The sequence below is a fragment of the Micromonospora sp. NPDC047670 genome (assembly GCF_043204915.1).
Lineage (GTDB): Bacteria > Actinomycetota > Actinomycetes > Mycobacteriales > Micromonosporaceae > Micromonospora.
On sequence record NZ_JBIDDA010000001.1, the window covers coordinates 765,720 to 783,407 of the forward strand.

At 73.6% G+C, this 17,688-nt stretch carries 8 protein-coding genes and 1 pseudogene; 4 read left to right on the top strand and 5 right to left on the bottom strand.

Annotation, left to right across the window (positions count from 1 at the left end; genetic code table 11):
* Positions 1 to 36 precede the first annotated feature (36 nt).
* Complete coding sequence (locus tag ACGF7U_RS03695; protein WP_393102525.1) at positions 37 to 3,300, bottom strand: S8 family serine peptidase; 3,264 nt, start codon at positions 3,298 to 3,300, stop codon at positions 37 to 39.
* A gap of 161 nt (positions 3,301 to 3,461) precedes the next feature.
* Positions 3,462 to 4,640, bottom strand: coding sequence for a DNA recombination protein RmuC (locus ACGF7U_RS03700; RefSeq protein ID WP_393102527.1), 1,179 nt, complete (start codon positions 4,638 to 4,640; stop codon positions 3,462 to 3,464).
* A gap of 135 nt (positions 4,641 to 4,775) precedes the next feature.
* Between ACGF7U_RS03700 and ACGF7U_RS03705 the strand changes: the two genes are divergently transcribed.
* Complete coding sequence (locus tag ACGF7U_RS03705) at positions 4,776 to 5,567, top strand: hypothetical protein (protein ID WP_393102529.1); 792 nt, start codon at positions 4,776 to 4,778, stop codon at positions 5,565 to 5,567.
* Positions 5,568 to 5,671: 104 nt separating this feature from the next.
* On the opposite strand, the gene ppc is transcribed toward ACGF7U_RS03705, so the two are convergent.
* Entirely contained in the window at positions 5,672 to 8,458 is a 2,787-nt protein-coding gene (gene ppc, locus ACGF7U_RS03710) for a phosphoenolpyruvate carboxylase (protein ID WP_393102531.1), read from the bottom strand.
* 260 nt (positions 8,459 to 8,718) lie between these two features.
* On the opposite strand from ppc, the gene ACGF7U_RS03715 reads away from it, so the two are divergent.
* Positions 8,719 to 10,131: a WD40 repeat domain-containing protein gene (locus ACGF7U_RS03715; RefSeq protein ID WP_393102533.1), complete on the top strand. Its 1,413-nt coding sequence runs from the start codon at positions 8,719 to 8,721 to the stop codon at positions 10,129 to 10,131.
* 127 nt (positions 10,132 to 10,258) lie between these two features.
* Here the strand turns inward: ACGF7U_RS03715 and ACGF7U_RS03720 are convergent, their stop codons facing one another.
* Entirely contained in the window at positions 10,259 to 11,281 is a 1,023-nt protein-coding gene (locus ACGF7U_RS03720; protein WP_393102535.1) for a hypothetical protein, read from the bottom strand.
* A gap of 83 nt (positions 11,282 to 11,364) precedes the next feature.
* Here ACGF7U_RS03720 and ACGF7U_RS03725 point away from each other — a divergent pair, with 83 nt between their 5' ends.
* Entirely contained in the window at positions 11,365 to 12,405 is a 1,041-nt protein-coding gene (locus tag ACGF7U_RS03725) for a S66 peptidase family protein (RefSeq protein ID WP_393102537.1), read from the top strand.
* Between the two features lie 40 nt (positions 12,406 to 12,445).
* On the opposite strand, the gene ACGF7U_RS03730 is transcribed toward ACGF7U_RS03725, so the two are convergent.
* Positions 12,446 to 13,432 (bottom strand): cyclase family protein, encoded by a 987-nt coding sequence (locus ACGF7U_RS03730; RefSeq protein ID WP_393102539.1) that lies wholly within the window; start codon positions 13,430 to 13,432, stop codon positions 12,446 to 12,448.
* 736 nt (positions 13,433 to 14,168) lie between these two features.
* Between ACGF7U_RS03730 and mfd the strand changes: the two are divergent.
* Positions 14,169 to 17,648: pseudogene (gene mfd / locus ACGF7U_RS03735) on the top strand (transcription-repair coupling factor); the annotation flags it as partial.
* Between the last annotated feature and the right edge of the window lie 40 nt (positions 17,649 to 17,688).

A 17,688-nucleotide genomic window follows, 5' to 3' on the forward strand; every position in this document is an offset into this window, starting at 1 on the left:
GCGGGGGCGGGCTCCGGTGTTCCGGTGCGGGACGGGTCAGTTCACGGCGCCGATGGAGACGGCGCCGCGGCCGACGACCGCGCCCTCGGTGGTCACCACGGACAGCTCACCGAAGAGCGCCCGGCCGGCGGCCGGGGTGGACTGGGCGGTCACCGTACCCGTGAGGGTGGCGGTGGCGCCGTTGGCCAGGGTGAGCGGGGTGGCCGGCGCCGAGAGGCTGCCCAGCGCCGCCGCGGAGAACGAGTCGCGGTAGTCGTAGGCGGTGCTGCCACCGGCTCCGTCCACCGCGTAGCCCTCGACGACCACCCGGTAGGTGCCCGCCGCCGGGTTGTTGATGGTCACGGCCTCCTCCGAGTCGCCGTCGGCGGCCCGGCCGACCTCCGTGGTCCCACGGAAGACGTAGAGGTCGAGGTCGGCGGCGGCGCTGGCCGGGTTGCCGATCCGGGCGGTGAAGCGGGTCGCGCCCGCCGGCACCTCCACGGTGAACTCCTGCGACGCGCCCTCGACGATGGTCGGCCGCTCGGCGTGCACGCTGGAGAGCGGGCCGCCCTGGCCGGTCACCGCGACCGGGCCGAAGGTGTTGGTCAGCGACCAGGTCACCGGGGTCGCCGCACCGGCGGCGACCGACGGCAGCTCGACCACGGCCGGCTCGACGGCGACACCCTGCACCCGCGCCGTGAGCTGGTACGGGTTGTTCAGCGACGGCGAGGTCCGGCGGGACTCCACCTCGATCTCCCAGACCCCGGCGATCGGGTTCTGGTAGTCGCGCTCCTGCGGCTTGCAGGCGTTGGCGTCGGAGAAGTTGGTGTAGCAGGCGAGGCTGGAGGTGCTCTCCACCGGGACGCCGTACGGGTTGAAGGCGATGAACCGGGTCTGCGAACCGGTGGCGATGCCGGAGAGGTTCACCTGGAGGGCACCGGCGCCCGGGGGCACCGTCACGAAGTACGAGGTGAAGCCGTTCCGGTCGACCGAGCCCTCGGCCGAGAAGGAGTAGTCCGGCTTCTTCACGTCGTTCGAGGCCACGACGACGGTGGAGACCTCGAAATCGATCACCGAGGTGCCCGGGTCGTCGATCGTCATGATCGCGCCGTGCGCGCCGGCGGTGGCGGGCTTGGCGGTGACCGCGACGGTGACGGTCGTGTTCAGCGGGAGCGAGACGGTCGTCGGCGCCGTGAAGGTGCCGTCGTTGCCGCGCAGGCCCACCACGTGCTTCACGGTGCCGGCCGGCCCGCTGGTACGGGTGATCTTGACCTGGTAGGTCTTCGACTGGCCGACCCGGTGCCCGCCGTCGGCGGAGCCGCAGCGGTTGTAGACGCCGGCGCCCCGGTTCGGGGTGCCGAGCTGCCCGGAGAGCACGGTGCAGACCGGGGCGTCGGAGGTGTAGGAGCGGGTCTCCACCCCCTTGCGCAGCAGCTTCCAGGCGCCCGGCACGTTGAACATGCCGAAGCCCTGGGCGTACGTCGGGACGTCCTTGATCGGCTTGGCCGACGAGTAGATCGCCCGGCGCAGCGCGGCCGGGGTGACGCCCTTGTCGGTCGCCTTGGCGGCCGACAGCAGCAGCGCGGCGGCGCCGGCGGCCTGCGGGGAGGCCATCGAGGTGCCGTTCAGCATCGCGTAGCCCGGGGGCAGCGGGTAGCCGGCCTCGGGTGCCGGGCTGCCGAGCTGCCAGGTCGGCGCGGTGGAGATGGCGGAGCCGGGTGCGGCGATGTTCGGCTTGACGCCGCCGTCCTCGCGCGGGCCGCGGGAGGAGAAGTTGAACAGCGCGTTCTTCCGCTTCACCACGGAGCCGTAGTTGGCCAGCCAGGTGTCCTTGCTGATGCTCGCGGCGACGCTGACCACGTTGGACGCCACCGACGGGTCGCCGATGGTGTTCAGGCCCGGGCCGGAGTTACCGGCCGAGATGAACATCTGCACGCCGTAGGTGGTGATCAGGTTGTTGTAGAGCTCGGCGCGGGCGTTGTTGCCGTCGTTCAGCGCCGGCAGGCCCCCGATCGACATGTTGATGACGTCGACCTTGCGGTTGATGACCAGGTCGGCCATGCCGGTGGTGAGGGCGGCGTAGGTGCAGCCGCCGCCCCACGAGCAGGCGCGGGCGGAGACCAGCTTGGCGCCGGGCGCGGCACCGTCGAAGGCGCCGTTGCCGAGCATGTCGTTGGCGGCGGTGATGCCGGCGACGTGCGTGCCGTGGGTGCTCTCGACGATGCCGATGTTGACGTAGTCGACCAGGCCGGGGCCGCCGACGGGGGAGGTGTCCACGTCCTCGCGGTACTCGACGACGAACGGCATCCGCTCGGCGACGGCGGTCGCCGGGTTGTCGGTGCCGAAGTGGCCGACGTCGAACTTCTCCTTGTAGGGCCGCATCAGGGCGTCGTCGGTGAAGTCGTTGTTCTGGTTGGTGTCGACCCAGATGTTGTGGGTGACCGGGTCGTAGAGGATGCCGAACGCGTCGGTCCGGTCCCCGTCGCGGTTGACGTCACCGGCCGGGTCGCTGTTCGCGGTCACCGACTCGGCGAAGCGGTTGAACCGGTAGGTGCCCGCCGGGGCCTTCCAGGTCGCGCCGGACGCGGTGAACGTCGGGCCGGTCACCTCGGTGATCATGGCGCGCCAGGTGGCGTCCTCGAACGGGTCGGTCGCGGTGACCCAGTCGACGATCTTCCGCTCGCCGGTGGTGGTCTTCTGGAGCGCCGGGTGGCCGAGGTCCACACCGGAGTCCATGATGCCGATCGTGACGCCGCGGCCGTCCCACTCCGGGTGCTCGCGGACGAAGTCGACCGCGCCGATCTCGTGGGTGGGCATGTACGGGTTCGCGGCCGGGGTGTCGGCGCCGGGGCCGGGCAGGGTCGCGGCCTGCTTCGCCGCCTTCTTGCCGCCGGGGGCCACCTCGGGCGTCGGGTCGGGGAGCTGGATGGTCTCGTCCAGGTCCACAGCGGAGACGCCGGGCAGCGTGGCCGCCTTCAGCACCTTCGAGGTGGGGACCTTGGCCAGAACGTATCCGATGCTGTCGTACCGCTCGGTGACGGCGGCGCCGAGCGCCTTGAGGTCGTCGGCGACGTCCTTCGCCTCGCCCTTGTCGGTGGCGACGATCAGCGTGACGGTCGGCGCCTTCTTCGCCTCCGCCTCGGCGAGCAGCTTGGCGTCGTGCGAGCCCAGCGCCTCGGCGGGGGTGGCCTGCGAGGTGTCGGGTGCGGCGGTCGGTGCGGCGCTCGCGGCACCGCCCGCGACGGTCACGGCGCTGGCCGCCACAACCGACGCGAAGAGCGCGGCGGAGGTACGCCGGCTCAGGTTTCGGGGTTTGCTCACGTTCTCTTTCCTCCAGAGAACAGGGCCCTCAGATGCAGGGCGCGCGTGACCGAATCCTTCGTGCTGCCGCTGGTCACTGTCACTACCGGCGAGTTCGTTGTGACCACTTCGTGACATGCGGGGATGCGCATTGTCACATCGGAGGTGGTAGGTATCGGCCGTCAGTCCAGTGTCGACCGACCGGTCGGCGCGTCCGCGTCGGCGGTTTCGAGCAGCTCCGGAGCCTGCGGCTGGCGGGGGGCCAACTCGATCTGCGCCGGCGCGGCCAGCTCCTGGTCGGAGACCCCCAGTTCGGCCAGCTTACGGGCGCTCACCAGGACGCGGGACTCCAGCGACCCGACCGCCCGGTTGTACGCGGTCACCGCGCCGCCGAGCGAGGAGCCCAGCTTGCCGACGTGGTCGCCCAGGGTGGACAGTCGCCCGTACAGCTCGCGGGCCAGCGAGTGCACCGCCACCGCGTTGCGCGCCAGCGCCTCCTGCCGCCACGAGTAGGCGACCGTGCGCAGCAGCGCGACCAGGGTGGCCGGGGTGGCCAGCACCACGTTGCGGGCGAACGCGTGCTCCAGCAGCGTCGGGTCGCGCTGCAACGCGACGTCGAGGAACGGGTCGGCCGGCACGAAGAGCACCACGAACTCCGGCGTGCTGTCGAAGGCGGCCCAGTAGGACTTGGCGGCCAGCGCGTCGACGTGCGCCCGCAGGTGTCGCGCGTGCGCGTCGAGGTGGGTGTCGCGGCCCCGTTCGTCGCGGGCCTCCATCGCCGTCAGGTAGGCGTCGAACGGCGCCTTGGCGTCCACCACCACCGACCGGCCGCCGTGCAGGCGCACCACCAGGTCGGGGCGGACGCCCTGGTGGTCGGTGGCGGCGGTGACCTGCTCGGAGAAGTCGCAGTGCTCCAGCATGCCGGCCGCCTCGACGATCCGGCGCAGCTGGTGCTCGCCCCAGCGGCCCCGCACCTGGGGCGCCCGCAGGGCCGCCACCAGCTGCTTGGTCTCGGTGCGCAGCTCACCGGAGACGCTGCTCATCGCGCGGACCTGCTCGCGCAGCTCGGCGTAGGCGTCGATCCGGTCCCGTTCCAGCTCGGCGACGCGCTGCTCGTAGCGGCGCAGCGTCTCGTGCAGCGGGGCCACCGCCCGGGCGACGGCCTCCTGGGACTGGGCGGTCGCCTCGTAGCTGAGCGCCCGCATGGACTGCTCCAGCCGGCCCTCGCCCTCCCGGGTGGCCCGCAGCGTGGCGTCCAGCCGCGCGATGTCGGTGGCCGAACGGGCGCGGGCGGCGAACCAGCCCACCGCCCCTCCCGCGGCGAGGCAGACGAGCACCACGGCCAGCGTCGAGAAGTCCACCACCGGAGCTTGCCAGACGAGTGCGGCGGGTGCCGCCGGGGACGCGGCCGGCGCGTGTCGCCGGGCCGGCGGGCCCGGGCCGCGCGGGGCACCGCCGGAGGCGTACGACGTGGTCGGCGCGGGTACCTTCGTGCCATGGAACTTCTGCTCGTGGCGGTGCTGGTGGTGGTGCTGCTGGTGGGGGCGTTCGTCTGGTTGCGGCGGGAGCGCGCCGCCCGCGAGGCGCGCAGCCTGGCCGACGTGCGGGCCGACGCCCAGCGCTGGTACGAGCGCCTGGGCGGACAGGTGATGAACCTGCACGGCGACCACCCGGCGGTGCGCCAGGCGCTGGTCGACGCGGGCGAGCGCTACAACGCGGCCGGCAGCCAGCTCGAACAGGCCCGGACCGTCCAGCAGTACCGCCTGGCCCGGGAGACCGCGCTGGAGGGGCTGACGTACGCCCGGGCCGCCCGGGTGGCGCTCGGCATCGACCCCGGCCCCGAGCTGCCCCCGCTGGCGGCGGCGCAGGGCGCCGGCGAGCTGACGAGGGAACGCCAGGTGGACGTGCAGGGCCAGACCTTCAAGGCCGGCCCGCGGCCCGGCCAGGACACGCCCTACTACTACCCCGGTGGGCGGTTCCAGGGCCGGCCGGTGCCGGCGGGCTGGTACTCCACCCCGTGGTGGAAGACCGCGCTGGGCGCCGGCGCGGGGGTGGTCGGCGGCCTGCTGATCGCCGACGCGCTCTTCTCGCCCGCCTTCGCCGACCCGGGCTACGGCTACGAGGCCGGCTACCAGGAGGGCTTCGGCGACGGCGCCGACCACGGCGACCAGGGCGGCGACGTCGGTGGCGGCGACCAGGGCGGTGACTTCGGTGGGGGCGACTTCGGTGGCGGTGACTTCGGTGGCGGTGACTTCGGTGGGGGCGACTTCGGCGGCGGCGACTTCTGACCGCGTCGACGGGTGACGGACGAGGGCCCCGGTCGGCGTGACCGGGGCCCTCGCGCGCGTGCGGGCGGGGCGGCGGGGTTGCGCACCCGTGCCCCGCCGCGGCCTCAGCCGGTGTTGCGCATGCCGGCGGCGATGCCGTTGACCGTGGTGAGCAGGGCCCGCTCCAGCGCGGTGCCGTCGTTCGGCGCGCGCCGGCCGCCCGGCGCGGTGGCCACCGCGCGGCCCGCCGCCCCGGACTCCCGGTACTGGCGCAGCAGGGCCACCTGGAGGTGGTGCAGCGGCTCCAGGTAGGTGTCGCGGACGGCCAGGGTGCGCTGGAGCACCGGAGAGCTGTCCAGCAGCGCCGGGGAGCCGGTCACCGCCAGCACCTCCTGCCTGGTCAGCTCGTACTCCTGCTCGATCTGGTGGAAGATCGGGTGCAGCTTCTTCGGCACCAGCGTCTCGACGTACCGGCGGGCGATGCTCAGGTCGGTCTTGGTGAGCATCATCTCCACGTTGGACAGGAACGTGCGGAAGAAGTGCCAGTTGCGGTGCATCTCGGCCAGCACGTCCTCCAGGCCGGCGGCGCGGGCCGCGGCCAGGCCGGAGCCCACCCCGAACCAGCCGGGCACGATCTGCCGGGTCTGGGTCCAGCCGAACACCCACGGGATGGCGCGCAGCCCGGCGAGCCCGGCCCCGGTGTTCGGCCGCTTCGCCGGCCGGGAGCCGATGTTCAGCGCGCCGAGCAGCTCCGTCGGCGTCGACGCCCAGAAGTACGCCGGCAGGTCCGGGTCCTCCACCAGCGACCGGTACGACCGGAACGCCGCGTCGGAGACCGTCTCCATCGTCGCGTCCCAGCGCTCCAGCATCTCGGCGGGCTGCCGGGGCGCGGTGTGCAGCAGCGTCGCCTGGAGCACCGCGGCCAGGGTCAGCTCGAGGTTCTCCCGGGCCAGCGACGGCAGCGAGTACTTGTCGGAGATGACCTCGCCCTGCTCGGTCACCTTGATCGCGCCGTCCAGGGTGCCGTACGGCTGGGCCAGGATCGCCTCGTGCGTCGGCCCGCCGCCGCGCCCCACCGTGCCGCCCCGACCGTGGAAGAGCCGCAGGTGCACGCCGTGCCGGGCGGCCACGTCGCGCAGCGCGCGCTGGGCCCGGTGGATCGACCACTGGCTGGTGGTGATGCCGGCCTCCTTGTTGGAGTCGGAGTAGCCCAGCATCACCTCCTGCACGTCACCGCGGGCCGCCACCAGCGCCCGGTACGCCGGCAGCGACAGCAGCTCGTCGAGGAGTTCGCCGCCGGCGTTCAGCTCGGCCGGGGTCTCCAGCAGCGGCACGAAGCCGATCCGGGCGCGGCCGCTGTGCACGTCGACCAGGCCGGCCTCGCGGGCCAGCACCACCGCCGCGAGCACGTCGTCGACCCCGAGGGTCATCGAGATGATGTACGACTCGATGACCTCGTTGCCGAACCGGTCCTGCGCCTCGCGGATGGTGCCGAACACGTCGAACGTCTTGCGTGCCGCCTCGGTCAGCGGGGTGTCGAGCGTGGAGAGCGGCCGACGCCCGGTCAGCTCGTCGGCCAGCAGCTTCGTGCGCTCGAGCCGGGTCAGCGACGGGTAGTCGGAGACCTCGCCGACGGCCGCGTAGAGCTGGGCCAGCACCGCGTGGTGCGCCTCGGCGTGCTCCCGCACGTCCATGGTCGCCAGGTGCAGCCCGAACGCGGAGACCGTACGGATGGTCGAGGCGAGCCGGCCCACGGCGGTGAGCTGGCCGGCGTTGCGGGCCAGCGAGGCGCGCAGCAGCTCCAGGTCGGCGATCAGCTCGGCCGAGCCGCGGTAGTCCCGGCCGGGCACGTGTGCGGTGCCCTGTCGCAGCCGCTGCCGGGTGTTGGCCAGCTTCGCCTTCACGCAGCGGGCCTTGAGCCGGTAGGGCTCCTCGGCGTTGACCCGGCGGAACCGGGGCGCCACCTCGGGCAGCGCGTCCAGGTCGGCGGCGAGGCTGGCGGAGAGGTCGAGCGACACCCCGCGCAGCCGCCGGGAGACGGACACCTCGTTGATCAGGTGGTCCATCGCCTTCTCGGTGGCCGCGATGCCGTGCTCGTGCTGGATGGTCAGCACCTCGCGGGTCACGGTCGGGGTGACGAACGGGTTGCCGTCGCGGTCGCCGCCGATCCAGGTGCCGAAGCTCAGCGGCCGGGCGGTGGGGGAGGTCTCCACGCCGAGGGTGCGCAGCGTGTCGGCGAGGTCGTCGAGCACCTGCGGGGCGGCCTCGGCGTACAGGTCGCGCAGGTAGTAGATGGCGTTGCGGGCCTCGTCGGTCGGGTCCGGCCGGTCGAGCCGCAGCTCGTCGGTCTGCCACATCAGGTCGAGCAGCTCGGCGAGGCGGCGGTTGGCCGGGCCCTCGTCGCTGGCGCCGTAGAGGATCGCGTTGGCGGTCTCGGCGTCCAGTTCGTCGGCGATCGCGCGCAACTTCGACAGGATCGACCGGCGGGCCGCCTCGGTCGGGTGCGCGGTGAAGACGGGCCGTACCGCCAGCCGGCGGGCCGCCGCGGCGATCTCCTCGGCCGGCACCCCGCGCTCCGCGATCATCTTGGCCGCCTGGTCCAGCCAGCCGCCCTGGATCGCCCGGCGGCGGCGCAGGTCCCGACCCCGGTGCACCTGCTCGGTGATGTTGGCCAGGTGGAAGTAGGTGGAGAAGGCGCGGGCCAGCTTGGTGCCGGTGGTGACGTCGAGGCCGGCGAGGCGCTGGGCCGCGGAGGGCGCGTCGGAGCGCACCAGCGCGCGGATCTCCTCGACCAGGTCGAGCAGCGGGCGGCCCTCCTGGCGGGCGAGGGTCTGCCCGAGCAGCGTGCCGAGGCGGCGGATGTCGGCCCGCAGCGCGGCGTCGGGGCCGTCGTGGTCGTGCTGGTCGGTCACGGTGCGCTCCTTACGTGAGTACGAAGGACAGCGCTGTCCGTTCAGGCTGATGGTATCCGCGCCCGGGCCGGGCGCGTGAGACGGCCCCCGCCCTTCCTGCTCGCCCACGCGGCCAGCTTATGGCGGAAATATCCTTACTGCCCGACAAGTCGGCTAGCGCCGATATTCGGCCCAAGGGCCCTGGCGGTGGTCGGACGACATGTCGTACCCGGACGAGATCATGCCGATCCTGTCGATACCTGCTCGTCCGGAAGGGCCGCATGTCCACCGATCTGTACGGCGTCCGCGTCCTCGACGTCGCCGCCGACGCGTCGCGCGCCAGGTTCCGCGTCTTCGTCGTGTACTACGACGCCGAAGGCCGGACCCACCCGCCACTCCCGGACGATCCGGGCTTCTTCCTGCACGAGTTGTGGGGCGCGATGCGCTTCGAGCCGATCACCGCGCTCCATCCACTGCGGATGATCAACGTGGACCAGATCCTGGACGAGGACTGGCTGGCCACGAACGCCCACCGGTACGTCCGGCGGGTCGACCGGGTGACGACCCGGAACCTCCCGGTAGCCGACGGCGACTGGGCACGTCTGCACGACTTCTACTACGAGCGTGACGGCGGTTGGCCCGACGAGGACCTGCTCGTGCAGGCCGACTACGACGTCGAGGTCACCGACCCGCGCTGGCTGGAGACGTTGACTCCGGGCCGCGGTTGGGCCACCGCCGGGTATCCGATCCTCAGCGACCAGGTGTTGGAGGCCGACGCGCCCACGGTGCTCGACCTGCGCGAGCCCGCGGTGACGCTGGACCCCTTCCGCGGCGGCCGCACCGACGACGGCACGCCCAGCGACCTGGCCTTCTCCGACGACGGCAAATACCTCGCGGTGACCAACCAGGGCTGCGAGCTGGTGGTGTTCCGCACCGACGACTGGAGCGAACACCTTCGCGTCAAGGAGAGCCCCCTGTGGGGCCAGGACATCCAGTGGGTGCCCGGCACCCACCGGATCACCGGGCGGATCATCGAGGGCGGCGGGGCAGCCGATGCGGACGCCCCGACCCGCGCCCACGACGTCGACACCGGCGCGGAGGTGGACGTCCCCCCGCAACCGCGGGAGGCCCGCTCGCGTACGGGCCGCCACCGCGCCGACACCGGCTTCGGTCGCCACCGTGCCGACGGCGGTTACGGCGGCTTCACCGGTTACGGCGCCTGGGTCGACGTGCTGTCCTCGTCCGGCGAAGCGCGACTGCTGCACCTTCCGAGGGGCAAGGCGTGGGCCGGAAGGGTCTCCTTCACCGCCGACGAGAACCGGATGTTCGTTCCGCAGGGGCAGGACGTGCACGTTCTGGATCTCGCGAACGGGGAGGTCCTGAAGACGATCACCGGCGCCGGGGGCCAGGCCGCGATCGTCCGGCCCGACGGCGCCTACCTGGCGGTCGGGCGCCGGAACCCGATTCGGAAAAGCTACGAGACCGAGCTGATCGACCTGTGGCGGGTCTCCGACGGTGCGCTGCTGATGCGCTGCCGGGCGCAGGGCACCGATGTCGGCGCCCTGGCCTGGTCGCCCGATGGCAGCATGCTCGCGGCCGTCGTGTTCACCGGCAGGCAGGGGTACGAGGGCGACATCCGGATCTACCGTGCCGGGCGGCCCGTCGAGCCGCCGGAGGAGGTGTCGCCCGGGTGACCGGGTCGCTCGGCGCTCCCTTCGTCGGCTGTCGGGCCCGTCGGCGCGGACAGCAGCACGTCGGTCCGGTCGCCTCCCCACGCCCAGGAGCCGGGGCCGCGCCGGACGCGCGACGGGTCCGGGCTGCTCAGTCCGATGCGGGCACGGGCCGGTCGGGCGGGCGGTCCGGCATCGCCCGACGGCCCCGGACCGCGCTGGCGGTGAGCAGCCCGACCGCGCCGAGGGCGCACCACAGCGCGAGCCCGGTGAGCGGCCAGCCGGTCGACCGCCGGTCGAAGTAGATGACGGACTTCAGCAGGTCGGTGGCCAGCCCCGGCACGTTCCACAGGTGCATGCCGCGCAGCCAGGTGGGCAGGAACTCGGGGGCGTAGATGCCGCCGGAGCCGGGGTTGCCGAGCACCACCAGCAGCAGGATCACCAGGCCGGTGCCGAGCAGCCCGAGCCAGCCCTGGACCGCGGCGGCGACCGCCGCCGCCGCGAACACCGCCAGCGCTCCGGCGGCGGCGACGCCCACCAGATCGTGGTCCCAGACGCCGAGGAGCGGTCCGACCACCACCGCGCCGAGGGCCCCGAGCACCAGGCTGTACGCCGCGAGCGCGGCGAGCCGCAGCGCGGCGCGGCGCGGCCCCCGTGGCGCGGTGCCGCCCGCGAGCCCGAGGACGGTGGAGGCGAGATACCCGCCGAGGACGTACCCGACGGCCAGGTAGAACGGGACGAGCCCGCGCGGGTCGGCCTCGGCCACCGGCACCTCGTCGGTGACCCGCAGCGGGAGTTCCGCCTGCCGGGCGGCGGTGCCGAGCACCTGCGCGACGACGTCGGTCGCGGCGGGTGCGGAGGCGCTGGCGGTGGTGAGGACCAGCCCGCCCTCCGGCGTGGTGGCGAGCACGCCGTACACCTCGCGGGTGGTCAGGCCGTCGTCGGCGGCGCCCGGATCGTCGTACTGGATCGGTTTGATCCTGTCGGTCTGGTTGCGCACGGCGGCGAGGAGGGCCTGGGCCTTCTGGTCGCCGAGCGCCACCCCGACCGGCACGTCACGGGGGGTCGGCTGGTGCAGCGCGCCCGCGTAGGCGGCGATGAACGCGGTGGCGAGCGCCAGGGTGCCGAGCAGCAGTGCCGCGGTGCGCAGCCGGCTGCGTGCTTCCTGGTCCACGCCGTCAGCCTAGGGCGGTTTGCGCGGTTTTCGCCGCAGTTATTCAGGGGGAAGTTGTTCGGCCGGCCCGATAGCGTCCGATCATGACGTCGCCGAACTACCCTCCCAAGCCCCGCCCGGGCGACCGGGTCGCGGTCGTCTCACCCTCCGCCGGCCTACCCGCGATCTTTCCCCACGTGTACGAGCTGGGGTTGCGTCGGCTGCGCGAGGAGTTCGGCCTGGAGCCGGTGGAGTATCCGACCACCCGGGTGATGGGCGCCGACCCGCGCGACCGGGCGCGGGACCTGACCGCCGCGTTCGCCGATCCGACGATCACCGCCGTGCTCGCCACGGTCGGCGGCGACGACCAGATCACGGTCACCCCGCACCTGGACGACGCCGTGCTGCGGGCGAACCCGAAGCCGTTCTTCGGCTACTCCGACAACACCAATCTGCTCAACCACCTGCACCGGCTGGGCATCGTGGGCTACCACGGCGGGTCGGTGCTGGTGCACCTGGGCCGGCCCGGCCGGCCGCACCCGCTGACCTTCGACTCGCTGCGCGCCGCCCTCTTCACCTCCGGCTGGTACGACCTCACGCCCGCGCCGGAGTGGGGCGACCGGCCCAACGACTGGCGCGACCCGGCGACGCTGGCCCACGAGCCGGAGATGCTGCCGGGGGAGGGCTGGCGCTGGCAGGGACCGTCGACCGTGGTCGAGGGGCGCACCTGGGGCGGCAACCTGGAGATCCTGCACGGGCTGATGGCCGCCGACCGGGTCCCGCCGGCCCGGGACCTGGCCGGGTCGGTGCTGATCGTCGAGACCTCGGAGGAACTGCCCTCGGCCACCGAGGTGTTCCGGATCATGCGCGACATGGGGGAGCGGGGGCTGCTCGCCGCGTTCCCGGCCGTGCTCGTGGGCCGGGCGAAGGCGTGGGACTTCGAGCGGCCGCACACCGTCGAGGAGCGGCGGGAGTGGGCCGACGCCCAGCGGGCGGCGATCACCCGGGCGCTCGCCGCCTACCACCCGGACGCCGTGGCGGTGTTCGACGTCGACCTCGGCCACACCGACCCGCAGCTGATCGTCCCGTACGGCGGGGAGGTCCGCGTCGACGCCGTCGCGCGCCGGATCTCCGTGCGGTACTGAACGGTCAGGCTGGGACGGGCGGTCAGGCCGGGGCGGGCGGTCAGGCCGGGATGGTGGCGAACGCGCGGACCGGGAAGGTGCCCATGCCGGCCACCAGCGGCGGGGCCGCCGTGAACCGGAAACCCTCCGGAGGCAGTGCGTCGAGACCGGTCAGGTGCTCCACGATCGGGACGCCGGCGGCCAGCAGCGTGCTGTGCGCCGGGCGCTCGCCGGCCGCCGCCGCGCTCATGTCGTCGATGTTGATCGAGTCGATGCCGACCAGGGCGGCGCCCGACTCGACGAGGGCGCGGGCGCCGTCCTCGGTGAGGTGTGGCGCCTCCGGGGCGCCGTACCGGTCCGTGCCGAAGTGCGCCGACCAGCCGGTGTGCAGCAGCACCGCCCGCCCGGCGACGTCGTACGGCGCGAGCAGCAGCCGGTCGACCGCGCGGGTGCCGGCCGGCACCCGTACCACGATCGCGGGGAGGTCGGCGAGGCGGTCCAGCGGCGTGCCCGCGAGGTCGGCGCCCTCGGCGTAGCGGTGCGCCGGAGTGTCCAGGTACGTGCCCGTGTTGGCGATCATGTCGATCCGCGCCACCTGGAACTCGGTGCCCGGGGCGTAGTTGGCCCGGGACGCCTCGCGGGTCAGCCACTCCGTGATCCGCGGAGCCGGCCAGCCCGGCAGGGTGGTCATCCCGTCGGCGATCACGTGGCTCAGCTCCACCAGCCGCCGTCCACCCGCACCGTGCGGGCCGGTGGCACCATCCGTGCCCACCGCGCCGGCCTCGGCGGCCGGGCTGGTCGCGGCGGCGGTGCCGGCCGAGGTGTCCAGGCCACGGCCGCCCTTGTGCGGCTCCTCGATGATCGTCTTGTTGCTGATCCGGACGTCGGCGACCATCAGCAGCCCGAGATGCCGGACGAACAGCGCCGCCAGCTCGTCGTCGGTGATCGTGCGGCCGGGAATGTCCAGCCGGAAACCGTCCGTCTGCAGCCCGCCGCCGTTGGCGAAGCTCACCTCCGCGTCGAACTGCGCCCGCCACTGCTGCGTCATGCCACAACCCGATCATGGTCGTCCCGTCCGGTCAAGATCCCCGCTCTGCGGGCTCGGCCACATGCACCACCAGCGTCAAGATCCGCAAGATCCGCGCTACTTCCCGGAAGTAGTCGCCTCTGCCCCACCGGAGGCCACTACTTCCCGCAAATTGCGTGATCTCGGTGCCGGGAGCGGGGCGCCGGGCGCGGGACCTGGGGCGCAGGGCGTGGGGCGCCGGGTGCCGGGGCGCGGGACGTGGGGTGCCGGGTGCGCGGCCTGGGGCGCCGGGCACTGGGCTGCCAGGTGCGGGTGCGGGTGCGGGTGCGCGGTGTGGTGCGGGTGCGGGAAGGGGCGGGGGCGGGGTGGGCGGGAAGGGGGTGGGTGTCGGGCGGCGGAGATAGGCTGGCAGTCGTGCACCCCCCGTCCTGTCGGGCGAGGGGGATCTGTCGTGTGCCCGTCCACGCGTGCCCCTGGAAGTGATGACATGCTCACCGGTCTGTTCTCCGCCGCCCTGGCCGACCCCGGGCTGGCCCGGGCACGTGACCTGGCGCGCTCCGGTGCCGCGCAGGTCGACGGCCTCGACATCACCGCGCCGCCCGCGCTGCGCCCGTTCGCGGTCGCCGCGGTCGCGGCCGACCCGGCCGGCGACGGTGGCCAGGCCGGCGACGAGCGGGCCGGTGGCGCCGGTGGCCGGGCCGGCCACCAGCGGGCCGGTGGCGACGCGCACGCCGGCGCCGGTGGGCGGGCCGGCGGGGCGGGGGGCGGCGCGGGCCGGCCCGTGCTCGCGGTGACCGCGACCACGCGGGAGGCCGACGACCTGGCCTCGGCGCTGGCCAGCCTGCTTCCGCCCGATCAGGTGGCGGTCTTCCCGTCCTGGGAGACGCTGCCGCACGAGCGCCTGTCGCCCCGCTCCGACACGGTCGGCCGACGGCTGGCCGTGCTGCGCCGGCTGGCGCATCCGGGGGCGGCCGACGCGCACGGCCGCACCGGCCCGCTGCGGGTGGTCGTGGCGCCCGTCCGGTCGCTGCTCCAGCCGCAGCTCAAGGGGCTCGGCGACCTGGAGCCGGTGCAGCTCGCCGCCGGGCAGGAGGCCGACCTGGAGGAGGTCGCCCGTCGGCTGACCGACATGGCGTACGCGCGGGTCGACCTGGTCACCAAGCGGGGCGAGTTCGCCGTGCGCGGCGGCATCCTCGACATCTTCCCGCCCACCGACGAGCACCCGTCGCGGGTCGAGTTCTGGGGCGACGAGGTGGAGGAGATCCGCACCTTCGCCGTCGCCGACCAGCGGACCATCGAGCAGGTGCCGCAGCTGTGGGCGCCGCCCTGCCGGGAGCTGCTGCTCACCCCCTCGGTGCGCAGGCGGGCCGCCGCGCTGGCGCAGGAGCACCCGGAGCTGGCCGAGATCCTCGACAAGCTGGCCGAGGGCATCCCCGTGGAGGGGATGGAGTCCCTCGCCCCGGCGCTGATCGGCGCCGACTCGATGGAGCTGTTGCTGGACTGCATGCCGGCCGGCACCCACGTGCTGCTCTGCGACCCGGAGCGGATCCGCACCCGGGCGCACGACCTGGTGCGTACCTCCGAGGAGTTCCTCCAGGCGAGCTGGGCCGCGGCCGCCGTCGGCGGCCAGGCCCCGGTCGACCTCGGCGCCGCCGCCTTCAAGACCCTGGCGGAGGTACGCGCCGCCGCGGCGAGGCTGCGCCGGCCCTGGTGGACGCTGTCGCCGTTCGGCCTGGCCGAGGTGGAGGCCGCGCCGGCACGGGAGCCCTGGGAGGACGAGCCGGCCGAGGTGGACGTCACCCCCGACGACGCGATCGCGGTGACCCTCGCCGCGCAGCCGGCCCCGCTCTACCACGGCGAGACCGCCCGGGTGGTCGACGACCTGAAGCGCTGGGCCGGCGAGGGCTGGTCGATCGCGCTGGTCTTCGAGGGGCACGGCCCCGCCCAGCGGGCGGTCGAGGTGCTCCGCGACGCCGGCCTCGGCGCGCGGCTGACCGAGGAGATCCCGGTCGCCCCCGCCCCCGGCGAGCTGCTGGTCACCTGCGGCAACCTGACCAGCGGGTTCGTCGACGAGGCGTCCCGGTTCGTGCTGCTCACCGGCAACGACGTCACCGGCGGGCGGGGCACCTCCACGCGGGACATGCGCAAGATGCCCAGCCGGCGGCGCAACACCATCGACCCGTTGGAGCTGAAGGCCGGCGACCACGTCGTGCACGAGCAGCACGGCATCGGCCGCTACGTCGAGCTGGTGCAGCGCACCGTCAACGGCGCCTCCCGGGAATACCTGGTCATCGAGTACGCCCCCAGCAAGCGCGGCCAGCCGGGCGACCGGCTCTTCGTCCCCACCGACCAGCTCGACCAGCTCAGCCGGTACGTCGGCGGCGAGCAGCCCACCCTGCACAAGATGGGCGGCTCGGACTGGCAGAAGTCGAAGGCCCGGGCCCGCAAGGCGGTCAGGGAGATCGCCGCGCAGCTCATCCAGCTCTACGCCGCCCGCAAGGCGTCCAAGGGGCACAACTTCGGCCCCGACACGCCGTGGCAGCGGGAGCTGGAGGACGCCTTCCCGTGGCAGGAGACGCCCGACCAGCTCGCCGCGATCGAAGAGGTCAAGCGGGACATGGAGCAGACCGTCCCGATGGACCGGCTGATCTGTGGCGACGTCGGCTACGGCAAGACGGAGATCGCCGTCCGGGCGGCGTTCAAGGCGGTGCAGGACGGCAAGCAGGTGGCGGTGCTGGTGCCCACCACCCTGCTCGTGCAGCAGCACTACAACACCTTCGCCGAGCGGATGAGCCAGTTCCCGGTGACCATCAAGCAGCTCTCCCGGTTCCAGACGCCGAAGGAGGCCGAGCAGACCCTGGCGATGGCCGCGGAGGGCACCGCCGACATCGTCATCGGCACCCACCGGCTGCTCCAGGCGGCCACCCGGTTCAAGTCGCTCGGCCTGGTCATCGTCGACGAGGAGCAGCGCTTCGGCGTCGAGCACAAGGAGCACCTGAAGACGATGCGCGCCTCGGTCGACGTGCTGAGCATGTCGGCCACCCCGATCCCGCGCACCCTGGAGATGGCGATCACCGGCATCCGGGAGATGTCCACCATCGCCACCCCGCCCGAGGAGCGGCACCCGGTGCTCACCTTCGTCGGGGCGTACGACGAGCGGCAGGTGGCCGCCTCCATCCACCGCGAGCTGCTCCGCGACGGGCAGGTCTTCTACCTGCACAACCGGGTCGAGTCGATCGACCGGGCGGCCCGGAAGATCCGCGAGCTGGTGCCCGAGGCGCGGGTGGCGGTGGCGCACGGCCAGATGGGCGAGGAGGCCCTGGAGAAGGTGATGGTCGGCTTCTGGGAGAAGGAGTTCGACGTCCTGGTCTGCACCACGATCGTGGAGTCCGGCATCGACATCCCGAACGCCAACACCCTGATCGTGGAGCGCGCCGACCTGCTCGGCCTGGCCCAGCTGCACCAGATCCGCGGTCGGGTCGGCCGGGGCCGGGAGCGGGCGTACGCGTACTTCCTGTACCCGCCGGACAAGCCGCTCACCGAGCACGCCCACGAGCGGCTCGCCACCATCGCCCAGCACACCGAGCTGGGCGCGGGCATGTACGTGGCGATGAAGGACCTGGAGATCCGCGGCGCCGGCAACCTGCTGGGCGGCGAGCAGTCCGGGCACATCGAGGGCGTCGGCTTCGACCTGTACGTGCGGATGGTCGGCGAGGCGGTGCAGGCGTTCAAGGGCGAGCGCCCGGAGGAGGAGACCGAGGTCAAGGTCGACCTGCCGGTCGACGCGCACCTGCCGCACGACTACGTCGGCGTGGAGCGGCTGCGCCTGGAGATGTACCGCAAGCTCGCCGAGGCGCGCGACGAGGAGCGGCTGCGCGAGGTGGTCGCCGAGATGACCGACCGCTACGGCGAGCCGCCCGCCCCGGTGCAGAACCTGGTCGCGGTGGCGCGGTTCCGGCTGCTGGCCCGCCGCTACGGGCTCACCGACGTCTCGATGCAGGGCAAGCACATCCGGTTCGGCCCGCTGCCGCTGCCGGACTCGAAGCAGCTGCGGCTCAAGCGCTACCACCCGGACTCGGTCTACAAGTCCGCGCTCGACCAGGTCAGCGTGCCCCGGCCGACCACCCGGCGGATCGGCGGCGAGCCGCTGCGCGACCAGGCGCTCCTGGAGTGGTGCGCCCAGCTCCTCTCCGACGTGCTGGGCGAGCCGGCCGCGGTCGGGGCCGCCGCCCGGTGAACGGGTCGACGGGTGGGCGGCGTCACACGGGCCGCGGGCG